Genomic DNA, 14431 nt, shown 5'->3' with positions numbered 1-14431 from the left:
GGAATTACGTGAATTCAAGTGGTGTGATGGAACCGAATATTGAATATGCACCGAAACATTATATTTGTAGACGTGCAACCGAGTCGCTTGTTCTGGACGGTCGCGTGGATAAATCGTTCTGGGCTGGAGCTGATTGGACTGACGATTTCGTTGATATTGAAGGAGATCTTCGCCCTAAGCCTACGAAGCAAACTCGGGTGAAAATGATGTGGGACGATGAGTATTTTTACTTTGCAGCGGAATTGATAGAAGATCAGATTTGGGCTACGTTGACGGAACGGGAAGCGGTTATTTTTTATGATAACGATTTTGAAATTTTCATTGATCCTGATGGAGATACGCACCAATATTACGAATTCGAAGTTAATGCGTTGAACACGGTATGGGATCTAATGCTGGTTAAGCCATATCGCGATGGTGGGCCACCAGTTAACGCTTGGGATATTAACGGACTTAAGACGGCAGTTCATATTGATGGTGAATTGAATCGTCCTGATGCGGATAATCGCAAATGGAGTGTTGAGGTGGCTATGCCATGGACTAGCTTACGAGAGTGTGCTCCAGAGGGACGTCCACCAGTAAAAGATGAATTCTGGCGCGTCAATTTCTCTCGCGTTCAGTGGCGCACAGAGGTTAAGGACGGCGAATATACAAAGATTCTGAATCCAGACACGGGTAAGCCTTTCCCAGAGGATAACTGGGTGTGGTCTCCAATGGGGATTATTAATATGCATTACCCAGAGTTATGGGGTTATGTCGTGTTTGCCGATAAGGAAGGTCCTGAACAGTTTGAGCCTTCGCCGGATGAGCGAATGAAGTGGGAGTTACGCAAACTTTATTATCGCGAGCGCAATTACTTCGCAGAGCATGGTGAATTTACCACAGATGTGAAGATGTTGATGGGGGACGAGTCGTGGATCATAACACCAACAATCGAGTTAACTAGCAGACTATTTCAGATTTCAGCGCCGTCATCCGACGGTACTGCAACCATATATATCAGAGAAGACGGAAAGTTATGGAAGGAGTAATGACAAATGACTATTCAAACCAGTGTGTTCTCATTGGATGTTACAACTATGGAGCTCATCGAGCGTAAGTTTTGCGAGAAGGAGTTTATTGCTCAATCTAAAAATGTCCAGTTGTTCAATATATTTCAGCAGGAACTAACCGAAGAAGAGACATGGGCACTCAAATTCTTATATGCGTATATGCCTATTAATGATTTGGCCGATTATGAGGGTTCATTATTCTTGAGTCATGTCCGCCAGACGTTGGAAATCCGCAATGAGGTTCCTTGGGGAGATAGAGTTCCTGATCATTTATTTCTACATTTTGTCTTACCATACCGGGTGAATAGTGAGAGTATCGATGATTGTCGGCGCATCTTATTTAATGAATTGGCAGAACGTACGGCGAATCTGTCGATGACCGAGGCTATTCTGGAGACGAATTATTGGTGCCATGAGAAAGCAACATATATCGGAAGTGATTTTCGTACGATCTCGCCGCTGACGCTGATGAGGAACGCTCGAGGTCGCTGCGGCGAAGAATCGACACTTGCAGTCTCTGCGTTACGAAGTATTGGCATTCCTGCCCGCCAGTGTTATACCCCACGCTGGGCGCATTGTGATGATAATCACGCATGGGTAGAGGCATGGGCTGACGGACAATGGGTTTACATCGGTGCATGTGAACCGGAAGTTAGACTGAATCAAGGATGGTTTAGTCCACCTGCGCGTAGAGCGATGTTGATCAATACGCGAGTTCCTTCGAACTATCCTGGTCCGGAGGATATCACGCTTGCTGACGAGTGGTACACAGAAATCAATCTCCTGGATGGTTATGCACCTACGAAGACAATCACGGTTCTTATAAAGGATGAGATCGGACAGCCGATTAAAGGCGCCAAAGTATACTTTGAGCTGTACAATATGGCCGAATTATCACCGATTGTCGTGCTACCAACCAATGAACGGGGCGAGGTTTCATTCAAGACAGGATTTGGTGATCTGGTCATTCGTGCGGTATATGCAGGTCGATGGGGAGAAGAGAAAATAACAGTTGCAGATCGTGTTCATTTCGAGGTTGTTCTTAACCAGACACAGCAGCTAGAAGGATCGGTAGACTTTGATCTGGTCCCTCCGCCGGAACGAGAGGGTGAAGCATCAGATCCGATCTCCGAGGAAGAGATGCAACGGCATAACGACCGCCTTGAGAATGGAATGTTGATTCGGAAAAACTACGAAGACACATTTCTAAATGAAGCACAAGCGGGTGAGATTGCCCGTAAATTGGAACTAGAACCGGAGCGCGTATGGGATGTTATTCGTAAAGCGCGCGGCAACAGTCGCGAAATTGCTGCTTTCCTAGAGGAACGCTGTCGTGAATATGGTGAGTGGCCGCTCCGTCTACTAGAAAGTTTGAGAGAGAAAGATTTAATAGATACTTTCCGTGTTACATTGGATGATCATCTATTTGGATCCATCTCTCAACAAGGAGAGTTCCAGGAAGATATCTTTGTTCAGTATATTCTTTGTCCGCGCGTACAATTTGAAATGATTGGACCCTATAAGCGGGTATTCCAAGGCGAATTTACCGAATCGGAATCGACTATATATAGAGCCAACCCGTCTGAGCTGGTTCGTCGAATCAATGAGGAGTGGGAGATCAGAGAAGATTTGTCCCATTTAAAAGGCAGAACAACACCGATTGGTACCTATCAGTTGAAGAAGGGCGATCATCCTTCTATTGCTATCATGTTTGTGAGCATCTGTCGCAGCCTAGGAATCCCAGCACGATTGCATCCGAGTGAACAGAAGCCGCAATATCTGACTGGCGACAGTTGGGCGGATGCGCAATTCGGGCAAGCGTTGGATCATGATACGGAGAAGAAGAATAATGGGACAGTGCAATTGATTCGGGATGCCGAAGCGGGACCAGAAGCCCCAGTTGCTTCGTATTCGGTGAATTTCACCTTTGCACGATTAGACAATGGCATTTACACAACGTTGATCTACCCGAACGGTAAATTGGATGTGTACGATGAGCCATTCGAAGTTATGCAGGGGTCTTACCGAATGATAACGGGTATACGTCTGAAGGATGGAACAGTGCAGATTCGCAGTACTTATTTCAAGGTGAATGCCGGAGAACAAACAGAGGTGACTCTGACATTCCGCAATGTTCAACTTGATATTCCGGTACTTGGTTCAGTTGATCGGAACAGTAAATTCGCCCTGTCGGACGGAACCGATAAGACACTAGGAGAATTAGTGGGTACGAAGGGTGCTTTGATCGCATGGATCGAACCAGAGCGAGAGCCATCTAAGCATTTGATCCGCGAAATCTGCGAGCTCGCTGAGCCGTACTCAGACATTGGCGCTCCAATCATTCTTGTGGTCGGTGATGATAAGTGGAATGCATCATTTGATCCTTCGAGTTATCTGAATCTGCCGTCAGGTAGCATGATTATTCGGGACTCCGTTTATGATTCACTACAAGGCTTTATGCCACAGTTCGAAGAGAAAGAAGTTAGCTTCCCACACGTCTATGTGCTTGATGAACAAGATCGCATCCGATATACAGAGTCCGGGTATAAGCTGGGTATTGCTAAGGAAGCTCTTCAGGTCCTTTCCGGTGTATCGAAACCATAATATGAACAGGAGTGAAATAACACAATGAAACAAACATATATTGTAGCTGGTTATGTCGTTGACTCTAAGATTCCCGATTTGACTCAGGAGGACCTGAAGAAACTGACCCATCTGAATGTGGCATTTGGACATGTCAAGGATGATGTGATCATTACGGATCATATAAAGCATATGGATATGCTGCAAAAGATAAAAGATGAACATCCCGAACTAAACTTAATATTGTCTGTCGGAGGATGGAGTGCTGGCGGATTCTCCGAAGCTGCTTCTTCCGAGGAGGGAAGAAGCGCAATGGCTAATTCGGCTGTTCGTGTACTAATCGACTACCCATTCGATGGAATTGATCTGGATTGGGAATATCCTTGTTATGGTGAAGCGGGCATTGAATCAAGCCCTGATGATAAGAAGAACTTTACATTACTATTGAAGACCATACGGGAGGCGTTGGATCGTCAAGGCGCACAGGACGAACGTCATTACTTACTTACGATCGCCGCAGGAGCCGATCAGTATTATGTAGACGGCACGGAGATGGATCAAGTACAGCAGTATTTGGATTTTGTGCAATTGATGACATACGACATGCGTGGAGGTTTTCAGGTTCTGACGGGTCACCATACGAACTTGCATACATCACCAGGGGATCTATTCCGTATTAGTACGGAATCATCTATCAATATGTTTGTCCGGGCTGGCGTTCCTAGAGAGAAAATTGTGATCGGCGTAGCATTCTACTCCCGTGTATGGAAGCAGGTTCCTGATATTAATCATGGTCTCCATCAAATGGCCGGAAGTACAGGAGGATATGGACCGGACTTCACGGACCTTAGTGCCAATTACATCAATAAAAATGGGTATACCCGTCATTGGGATGAAGAAGCAAAGGCACCGTTCCTTTTTAATGGGACTAGCTTCATATCTTATGATGACGAAGAATCGCTTGAGCACAAATGTGAGTATGTTAAGAATCACAATTTGGCCGGAATGATGTTCTGGGAGTACGGTTGCGATAAGACGCATCGGTTGCTCGATACCATGCATAAAGGACTTTAATAGTAAGGGAGAGGGATGACAATGGACAAGTGGTTTGAAAAGGCGAAGTTGGGTATTTTTATTCACTATGGTATTTATGCAGTGAACGGGATATCTGAATCGTGGTCGTTCTTTAATGGCGGGATCTCTTACGAAGATTATATGAAACAATTAGACGGCTTTACAGCCTCGAAATTCGATGCAGACAAATGGGCAGATCTCATTGAAAAGTCTGGTGCGAAATATGCCGTTCTTACAACCAAACATCATGATGGTGTAGCCCTGTGGGATACACAATATAGCGACTTAAATGTCGTGAAGAGTACCCCGGTTAAACGGGACATCATTAAAGAATATGCCGAAGCGATTACGAAAAAAGGCATTCACCTTGGCATGTACTACTCTCTAATCGACTGGTCGCATCCAGACTATCCAAGTGTCTATCAAAATGGCATTATCCCTGACGATTTAAGCAAAGTTAATAAATTCTCTGAGCCTACAGACGGTGTTCAAGATGAAGAGAAATGGAATAGATTCCTCGAATTCAACAACAATCAATTACAAGAGATTTTAACCGATTACGGTAAAGTAGATCTCTTATGGTTCGACGGGGATTGGGAGAGAAGCGCGAAACAGTGGAATCTTCCAGAGTTCAAGCAATATTTACAATCCTTCAATCCAGACATTATCATTAACTCACGTCTCCAAGGGCATGGTGATTACAAAACACCTGAGCAAGGTATTCCAATCACAAGACCCGAGGGTCCGTGGGAATTCTGTACAACCATCAATAGCTCTTGGGGATATGTGCCAACAGACACGAAATTCAAATCATTGAATCAGATCATCCGGATGTTCTGTGATTGTATCACCATGGGGGGCAATATGTTGCTCGATATCGGACCTATGGAAGATGGCACCGTAGATCCTAGAGAAGAAGCTATTCTGTTAGGACTGGGCAAATGGATTGGAACGCATGAAGAAGCGGTGTTCGAAACTGATGAAGGGATCTTGCCACGATATTTCTTAGGCGGGAGCACGATTTCTAAAGACAAGAAAACCTTGTACCTCTTCGTATATGATGATCCTAAAGAATGTCTATGCCTCAAAGGATTATCGAACACAATCAAAGACATAACAGTGCTTCATTCCGGTAAAAAACTGACACATGAAATTCACGGCGGTGTACCATGGTTCAATATTCCTGGAACCACATGGATTCATATGACAGCTGAAGATGCACATGAACAGGTTACCGTTCTTAAGCTAGAGCTTGAGGGTGAATTGGACATGTATGGCGGTTCTGGTGCGGTTGTTACACACAACTAAAATGAATACAACAAAATGAATACAACAGAAAGAGCCACCTATATAAGGTGGCTCTTCTGTTCCATTTCAAGTGATGAGTATCCCCCGTTTGGTCCTAGACAAGATGGGGTATTAGTATGTAGTGCACATCTTGCTAATGACGATAAAGGTTGTGATATTCTTGAGAAAATTATTTATGTTACTAATATTAGTAGGAATTACGGCAGGAATCATACTTACCTCTTCAGGAGAATCTAGTGGTAGTAATAGAAAAAGTAGTAGCAGCACTAGTCACACCAACTTTACAGACTACAAACTCATCTCGCATGCCATGGGCAGTATTCAGAATCAAGCATATACGAATTCATACGAGGCTTTTGTCGCGAATTATGAGCAAGGGAACCGAGTGTTTGAGGTGGATCTTCTTTTGACGGAAGATCATCAAGTGGTAGCTAGACACGAATGGACTCAATCCATGACCAAGGAGCTTCAGCAAGAGGAGGAACTTCCAGAGGATCGTCAAGCCGTTCCGCTGACTCATAAGGAGTTCAAAGAAAGTGATATCTTAGGGAAATTGAAACCACTAGATTGGGGCGACATTCTCGATCTCATGGAGGAATATCCAGACATCTATATGGTGACGGATACGAAAGAACAGCAACAGGTGGATATCTTAAGCTTAATGGTCAAAGAAGCAGAGCAACGTCGTAACCCTAAGCTACTTCAGAGGATTGTTCCACAAATTTATGATCAACCAATGCTGAAGACAGTGCAGGGAGTATATGAATTCCCGTCTATTATTTATACCTTATATGCGTCCAAGGATACCGATCAAGAAGTGATTGATTTCGTTACGAAGAATAAGATTACCGGTGTTACGATGCCAGAGAATCGTACAAGCGAAAGTTTTGTCTCAAAACTTAACAAAGTAGGCGTAGTTACGTATGTACATACGATTAACGACATCGCAGACATGAAGAAATATGAGAAGATGGGCATCTATGGTTTCTACACGGATGATCTATCTGAGATGGTCCTGAATTCTGCGAATAAGTGGTATCTACTGGGTTCGAAATAAATATGATTTAAGATGTTAAAAGAAATATGCCTGCTCTTTCAGGAGTTTAGGCATATTTCCTGCGTTCATCATGCATAAATATATTGTTCGTATTCAATGCGAACAGATTGACACTACACCCTCACTATCATAGACTAGATTTATAGCTTTAAGATGATGCGTGGAGGTATGAAGGTTGAAGGAAATGTTGAAGTCTTGGAGGCATGTGTTTAAGCTCGATCCAGACCGTCAGTTGGATGATCAGAGTCTAAATACGGTATGTCTGTCTGGTACGGATGCTATAATGGTGGGAGGCTCTACAGGAGTAACTTATGAGAATACAGTAGATCTTTTATCGCGTATAAGACGTTATGAATTGCCCTGTGTGCAAGAAGTATCTGATATGGAAGCTATTGTTCCAGGATTCGACCTCTATATGATACCGATGGTACTTAATAGTTCTGATCCTTCATGGATTGTAGGGCACCAACAGCAGGCGATTGACCGTTATGGCTATATGATTCCTTGGGAACTACTCGTTACCGAAGGTTATATAGTGCTGAATCCAGACTCCGCAGTGGCGCGTCTTACGGGGGCGAATACATTACTTGATACATCAGGCACGATTGCATATGCGCAAGTCGCGGACAGGTTAATGTCATTGCCAGTCGTGTACTTGGAATACAGTGGTACTTTCGGTGATATGGAGACGGTTAGAGGCGTACACCAGAAGCTAACTAGCGCTCAATTGATCTACGGCGGAGGAATTAAAGACCTCAATACAGCAAAGCAAGCAGCATCGGTTAGTGATACGATTGTTGTAGGCAATATTATTTATGAGGATTTGGAACAAGCATTACAGACTGTATTAGCTGTGAAGTGAACGACTTAATAATGTCTTGACCTGAATCACCACCACAATATAGATATTGGAAAGGAGCATGTACGCATGCAACCTATTGACATACATGAAGGAATCAAACGACTTAATCCACCGCAACAACAAGCGGTTCTAGCTACGGAGAAGCCGCTATTGATTATGGCAGGAGCGGGGAGTGGAAAGACGCGTGTGCTAACGCATCGGATAGCATACCTTATTGCTGAGCGTAAAGCACCACCATGGGCTATTCTGGCAATTACTTTTACCAACAAAGCAGCACGTGAAATGCAGGAGCGGGTATCGAAGCTTGTAGGCAGAGAAGGACGGGACATTTGGGTGTCTACTTTCCACTCCATGTGTGTTCGTATTTTACGTAAAGATATTGAACGGATTGGATTCTCATCAAGCTTCTCCATTCTGGATTCTACAGATCAATTGTCGGTTATCCGTGGTTGTATGAAGGAATTGAACATGGATACGAAGAAATTCGAACCGAAGGCCATCCAGGCTATCATTAGTTCCGCTAAGAACGAACTTCTATTACCGGATCAATTCGAACAGAAGGCCTCGGATTACTTCGAAGAGTTGGCAGCCAAAGTTTATAAAATGTACCAAAGACGTCTTAAGTTCAATAACTCCCTAGATTTCGACGATCTTATCATGACGACTATTCAATTATTTAGGGATGTACCTGAAGTGCTTGATTTCTATCAGAAAAAGTTCCAGTATATCCACGTTGACGAATACCAAGATACCAACCGTGCACAGTATATGCTATGTCGTATGTTGGCAGAGGGGCATCAGCGTATTTGCGTAGTAGGAGATAGTGATCAATCCATCTATCGCTGGCGCGGTGCTGATATCAGCAATATCTTGAACTTTGAGAAGGATTATCCAGAAGCACAGACGATATTCCTAGAGCAGAACTATCGTTCGACGTCGAACATTCTGAATGCTGCGAACGAAGTGATTAATCTGAACACAGGACGCAAACCGAAGAAGCTGTGGACGGACAAAGGGGAAGGCGCGAAGATTAAAGTCTATCGTGCGAACTCGGAACATGATGAAGGTTATTTTGTCACTTCAGAGATTAGTAAGAATATAAAAGAAGGACAATCGTACCAGAATCACGCCATCCTATACCGTACGAACGCTCAGTCTCGGGTAATAGAGGAAATTCTGATCAAATCAGATATTCCATATCAGATTGTGGGCGGTATTAAGTTCTATGATCGTAAAGAAATCAAAGACCTACTGGGATACTTGAAGCTTTTATCCAATCCTGATGATGATATCAGTTTAACTAGAATTATTAACGTACCAAAGAGAGCTATTGGGGATACGACGGTAGCGAAGCTTGCAGCTGCTGCATCAGAACGTGGAACTTCGATCTTCCGTGTGTTGCAGTACGTGGATGATCTAGGATTTGCGGGACGCACACGCGATGCACTTGTAGGATTCTACGATATGATTGAGTCTTTACATCGCATGGTGGAATACTTATCTGTAACCGAACTAACTGAACAAATCCTTGAATTATCTAAATATCGTATTGAACTCGACAATGAGAAGACCCTTGAGTCACGTTCCCGCCTAGAGAACATAGATGAGTTCTTGTCTGTAACGCAGGAATTTGAGAAGAATAATGAAGATAAGACATTGGTTTCTTTCCTAACAGATCTAGCATTAATTGCTGACATCGATAGTGTGAATGATGATCCAGAGGAAGAAGAGGATAACGTCATTCTTATGACAATGCATAGTGCCAAGGGATTGGAGTTCCCAGTCGTCTTCATCATCGGGATGGAAGAAGGAGTGTTCCCACATAGCCGTTCTTTTACTGATAATGATGAACTTGAAGAGGAACGTCGCCTTGCTTATGTGGGTATCACACGAGCAGAGAAACAGTTATTCCTTTCTTGTGCCCAAATGCGTACCTTATTCGGACGGACGACAGCGAATAAACCATCTCGTTTTCTAGAAGAGATTCCAGACGAGCTTAAGGAAGACACTGTGATGACTCGCGATCGTGACCGTTATCAACGTGGAGGCAACAGTGGTGGATCTTATGGAGGACGTAGCTTAGGTAGTAGTGGGGGAAGTAATTTCGGTAAAGGCGGCTCTACTGCTTCGGCGTCCTCTTCACAAAGTCGCGTAACAGTAACTACTTCGATGAAGGCAAACACCGCACCAGCGGGTAGTGCTACTGATCCGGCTTCTCTCAAAGCAGGGGATAAGGTTTCCCATGGTAAATGGGGCATTGGTGTCATCGTTTCGATAAAAGGTAGTGGAAATGATACGGAGTTACAGATAGCTTTCCCAGCACCTGTTGGCGTGAAGCGGTTGTTAGCTGGATTTGCACCAATTACCAAAGTAGAGTAAGTAGAGCGAATTTTAATTGAATGACGGAGGGATACGCCCGCATGGATTCAATGCATACCATGGAGCAGCTTGTAGCCGAGCTTAACAAGTATAATTATCATTACTATACGATGGACACACCTCTCGTAAGCGATAAGGAATATGACGTTCTGTACGATCAGTTGGTTCAACTTGAGAAGGATAGTGGCGTAATACTTCCTGATTCTCCAACACAGCGAGTAGGAGGAGAGTTGCTACGAGGCTTCGAGCCTCATCGTCACCTCTCACCACTCTGGAGTCTGGATAAGGCTCAGAATATTGATCAACTTCGTAATTGGAATAACCGAGTAATCAAATTAGTAACGGATTATAACAGTAAGAATCCAGAAAAGCCTTTACCTAATCCATGTTACGCGGTTGAACTGAAGTTTGATGGATTAACGCTTAATTTGACTTATCAAGACGGAAGATTAGTTCAGGCAGCGACCCGTGGGAATGGAGTTGTTGGTGAAGGTATTCTCGCTCAGGTCAAAACGATCAAGTCTGTGCCACTTACGATTCCGTTCTCTGAAGGCACGATTGAAGTTCAAGGTGAAGGAATTATGAATTTATCTGTCTTGAGTAACTACAATCTAACGGCTGCTGAGCCGCTGAAGAATGCACGTAATGCCGCAGCAGGGGCGCTTCGTAACTTGAATCCTAAGGCAACGGCATCACGTCGATTAAGTGCTTATTTCTACAACGTAGGTTATAGCGATGCTAATACGTTTGCGAATCATCGAGAGATGATGGACTTTTTAAGAAACAATCAATTCAAGGTCAACCCATTTATTACGTATTTCGAGAATTTCGATGATGTAACGGAAGAGTTGGCGAAGATTGTGGAGAGTCGTTCAGGTCTGGATTATCTCATTGATGGAGCGGTTATCAAGGTTGTTGATATGGAGACAAGAGGTGTGCTTGGGTATACCGATAAATTTCCTCGTTGGGCGGTTGCATATAAGTTTGAAGCCGAAGAGACCACAACGGTGTTGGAATCTGTCTCTTGGGAAGTAGGTCGTACTGGCAAAATCACTCCTGTAGCTCGTGTAGAAGCTGTCGAACTTGCAGGCGTTACGGTACAGAACTGTACGTTGAATAATATCGGAGATATTGAACGTAAGAACTTGAAGCATGCGTTAGGTGCGCGGGTGTTTATCCGCAGGTCTAATGACGTGATCCCGGAGATTCTCGGTAAGGTACCCGATGAGAATGATGGGGAAGAGATAGTGTTTCCAACCCACTGTCCGTCATGTGGATTTCCATTGGAACAGAAGGGTGCACATTTGTTCTGTTATGATAGCCTCAATTGCAAGCCGCAATTAATCGGTCGTATTACTCATTTTGCATCAAGAGACGCGATGGATATCGATACATTCAGTGGTATGACTGCGGAACTATTGAACACGGAATTGGATGTGCGAGAGCCTGCGGATCTATACTCGTTAACCTTTGAGGATCTCGTTAAGTTAGATCGATTTGGGGAGAAAAAGGCGAATAATCTCCTGCAAGCATTAGAGAAGAGCAAAGAACGTGACCTGGCTTCATTCCTCTTTGCATTAGGTATTCCGAATACAGGTAAAGCGACTACCCGAATGTTAGCTGATCATTATCGTGATCTTAATGCTGTTATGGCCGCGACGGTAGAGGAGTTAGTTGTATTACCGGACGTTGGAGGAATCGTAGCTGAGAGTATTGTGAATTTCTTTGCAGATCCTCGTATGCAAGCGGGGATTGAGCGGATGCTTGCGTTAGGTGTTCAAGCGAAAGCGCCGGAAGCTCCGCGAGTTGTAAGTACAGATTCTTTCTTTAGTGGTAAGACGATCGTACTGACAGGAACACTACACAAGTTGAGCCGTGATGAAGCGGCAGACAAGTTAGTAGCGCTTGGTGCAAAAGTCACAGGTAGTGTATCTGCCAAGACGGATATTGTCATTGCCGGAGAGAAAGCAGGCAGTAAACTTGCCAAAGCACAGAAGCTTGGCATTCAAGTCATTGAAGATGAAGATGAGTTCATCCGTCTATTGGAGATTTGATCTTACAACATAAATGCAGTAGCCTCGATGAAGTTGAGGCTACTGCATTTTTTACTAACATAATGTCGAACGAATCAATATGCTGTTTTGTTCGATTTGGACACCCATGCATCCTTATCGTAACCTCGATCTTCCCAATACCCTATATGATCCCCTTGGATTAGCTCAATCCGATTCAACCATTTAACTGATTTATATGCATACATGCGAGGTACAATCAGGCGAACTGGGCCTCCCAAATCAGCTGTAATAACTTCACCGTCATGAAGAACAGCGATAAGTACATCATCCATCTGAGCTTGGTTTAAGGTGAGTGAATCCGTATATACGCCATCACCAGAATAGAATTTCACTGTAGTGGATTCAGACTTAACACCAGCTGCTGTCAAAAAAGTCTTGAGGGGAATGCCTTCCCAAGTATTGTTGTATACGGACCATCCCGTAACGCAATGGAAATCACTGACTTGGACAGTGCGACTTAATGCAACAAATTGCTCCCAATTCCAAGTAGAAGGACGATCGACTAATCCATCGATCGTAAACGACCAGTTGCTGTTATTAAAAGACGGAATAGGCGTAACACTATACACTCTGAAATCACCTTTGGCACCACCGCCTATAGGAGGCAAAGAGGATACAGCAGGCTGTGGTGCAGGAACCAGTTCGTTGGGGTTAGCGCTAATAACGTCTTCCATAGTTTGACCTACACCTAGACCACGACCCACCCATTTGAAGAAAGAAGGACCTACAGTTACAGCGATTCCAATTCCAATAGCGGAACGAATGAATTCACGGCGTGTGTAAAGCGGTTGATAGGAGCCAGGAGTCTGATGGTATTTTTCGCTATCTGTTTTCACAGATCTTTTTCCGGATTGTTTGATCCATCCAGTACGTGTAATGGCGTGATAGATAATATACGGTAACCCAATCCACGTGAGTAAATCATGTACAATAAGAGCGGGATTGGCCCATGTAGGTCCGAACGTTCTAATCTGCCAAAGTACGACGCCTGAACCAATCCAACCGATTAGTAGTGTAAGCACCAATACAACATTGAATTTCTGCCAAGGCTTCCCTCTGAGTTGTTTCCAATGTTTCTTTATAAGTAGAAGATAGTAGAAGACGGGGATCAGGAGAACTAGACCGACGCCTACATGAAGCCATTTAAGCCACACGCGGCCTTCGCCGAGTAGTTCTCGCCAGAAGCCACCCAGCAATATCACACCGCTAAGTGATAACACAACAACAATCCAAGCATTCCAATAATGAATAGAAGCTAGCTTGCGCCCATAGCCCTTAGTTAATCTACTTAGCCAGTCTTTCAAGGGTTTTCCTCCTTCTGGTATTGAGTGGATTACAACTTCTGTATGCTGGGTTCGATATGATTTCAATTATAAGGGGAATGATAAGCGATGGGTAGATCGAGGTTCTAATTATGAAGTGATATCAAATGTAAAGGTAGAAGATAAATTTTCTTTGAAAAAAAGCTTGCATTGTGTCGAATATCATGTTAAATTATTAAATGTCGCTTCTAGCAAGTGACTTACACAGCTTCTAAGCTTCATATCAGCTCAAAAAAAGAGTTGACATCGACAGCGAGGAAATGATATAATAAATTTCTTGTGACAAACGAAAGTGTTTGATTGCAGAAGTTAATAAGTTCTTTGAAAACTGAACAAATGGATGATGTGATTTTTTTAAAATAAAGAACATTTGTGTTCTTGTCAGTTTGTTTCAAAATGAGCATTTCGCTCTTTCTAAATACCAATTTGGAGAGTTTGATCCTGGCTCAGGACGAACGCTGGCGGCATGCCTAATACATGCAAGTCGAGCGGAGTTGTTTTGAAAGCTTGCTTTCAAAACAACTTAGCGGCGGACGGGTGAGTAACACGTAGGTAACCTGCCTGTAAGACTGGGATAACTACCGGAAACGGTAGCTAATACCGGATAATTTGTTTCTTCTCATGAAGAGACACTGAAAGGCGGAGTAATCTGCCACTTATAGATGGGCCTGCGGCGCATTAGCTAGTTGGTGAGGTAACGGCTCACCAAGGCGACGATG

At 43.8% G+C, this 14431-nt stretch carries 9 protein-coding genes and 1 rRNA gene; 9 read left to right on the top strand and 1 reads right to left on the bottom strand.

Annotation, left to right across the window (positions count from 1 at the left end; translation table 11 throughout):
- The first annotated feature begins 8 nt into the window (after window positions 1–8).
- The 8 genes from BW961_RS18490 to ligA all read left to right on the top strand — a co-directional run bounded on the left by BW961_RS18490 (window position 9) and on the right by ligA (window position 12369).
- Complete coding sequence (locus BW961_RS18490) at window positions 9–1031, top strand: carbohydrate-binding family 9-like protein (protein ID WP_139331691.1); 1023 nt, start codon at window positions 9–11, stop codon at window positions 1029–1031.
- Between the two features lie 6 nt (window positions 1032–1037).
- Complete coding sequence (locus BW961_RS18485) at window positions 1038–3656, top strand: transglutaminase-like domain-containing protein (RefSeq protein WP_068584332.1); 2619 nt, start codon at window positions 1038–1040, stop codon at window positions 3654–3656.
- Between the two features lie 24 nt (window positions 3657–3680).
- Window positions 3681–4709 (top strand): glycoside hydrolase family 18 protein, encoded by a 1029-nt coding sequence (locus tag BW961_RS18480; protein WP_068584337.1) that lies wholly within the window; start codon window positions 3681–3683, stop codon window positions 4707–4709.
- A gap of 21 nt (window positions 4710–4730) precedes the next feature.
- The gene (locus BW961_RS18475; RefSeq protein WP_068584340.1) at window positions 4731–6017 is read left to right on the top strand and encodes an alpha-L-fucosidase; all 1287 of its coding nucleotides are present in this window, start codon (window positions 4731–4733) and stop codon (window positions 6015–6017) included.
- A gap of 160 nt (window positions 6018–6177) precedes the next feature.
- Window positions 6178–7074, top strand: coding sequence for a phosphatidylinositol-specific phospholipase C/glycerophosphodiester phosphodiesterase family protein (locus BW961_RS18470; protein ID WP_068584468.1), 897 nt, complete (start codon window positions 6178–6180; stop codon window positions 7072–7074).
- Between the two features lie 184 nt (window positions 7075–7258).
- Entirely contained in the window at window positions 7259–7936 is a 678-nt protein-coding gene (gene pcrB, locus BW961_RS18465) for a heptaprenylglyceryl phosphate synthase (RefSeq protein ID WP_394327614.1), read from the top strand.
- Window positions 7937–8002: 66 nt separating this feature from the next.
- The gene (gene pcrA, locus BW961_RS18460; protein WP_068584346.1) at window positions 8003–10315 is read left to right on the top strand and encodes a DNA helicase PcrA; all 2313 of its coding nucleotides are present in this window, start codon (window positions 8003–8005) and stop codon (window positions 10313–10315) included.
- A 41-nt stretch (window positions 10316–10356) separates the two neighbouring features.
- Window positions 10357–12369, top strand: coding sequence for an NAD-dependent DNA ligase LigA (gene ligA, locus BW961_RS18455; protein WP_068584348.1), 2013 nt, complete (start codon window positions 10357–10359; stop codon window positions 12367–12369).
- A gap of 74 nt (window positions 12370–12443) precedes the next feature.
- Here ligA and BW961_RS18450 read toward each other — a convergent pair whose 3' ends face one another.
- Window positions 12444–13694, bottom strand: a complete 1251-nt coding sequence (locus BW961_RS18450) for a molybdopterin-dependent oxidoreductase (RefSeq protein WP_082867428.1) — start codon at window positions 13692–13694, stop codon at window positions 12444–12446.
- A gap of 441 nt (window positions 13695–14135) precedes the next feature.
- Between BW961_RS18450 and BW961_RS18445 the strand changes: the two genes are divergently transcribed.
- Window positions 14136–14431, top strand: a 16S ribosomal RNA gene (locus BW961_RS18445); the annotation flags it as partial.

Source organism: Paenibacillus macquariensis, from assembly GCF_900156375.1.
GTDB lineage: Bacteria > Bacillota > Bacilli > Paenibacillales > Paenibacillaceae > Paenibacillus_AQ > Paenibacillus_AQ macquariensis.
The sequence above is the reverse complement of the archived record's forward strand: the minus strand, read 5'-3'. Positions and strand labels throughout refer to the sequence as shown.

Excerpts from the sequence above, each read along its gene's own strand:
- pcrA (WP_068584346.1), top strand. The coding sequence starts at position 8,003 with ATGCAACCTATTGACATACATGAAGGAATCAAACGACTTAATCCACCG.
- BW961_RS18480 (WP_068584337.1), top strand. The coding sequence starts at position 3,681 with ATGAAACAAACATATATTGTAGCTGGTTATGTCGTTGACTCTAAGATT.
- BW961_RS18485 (WP_068584332.1), top strand. The coding sequence starts at position 1,038 with ATGACTATTCAAACCAGTGTGTTCTCATTGGATGTTACAACTATGGAG.
- pcrB (WP_394327614.1), top strand. The coding sequence starts at position 7,259 with ATGTTGAAGTCTTGGAGGCATGTGTTTAAGCTCGATCCAGACCGTCAG.
- BW961_RS18475 (WP_068584340.1), top strand. The coding sequence starts at position 4,731 with ATGGACAAGTGGTTTGAAAAGGCGAAGTTGGGTATTTTTATTCACTAT.
- ligA (WP_068584348.1), top strand. The coding sequence starts at position 10,357 with ATGGATTCAATGCATACCATGGAGCAGCTTGTAGCCGAGCTTAACAAG.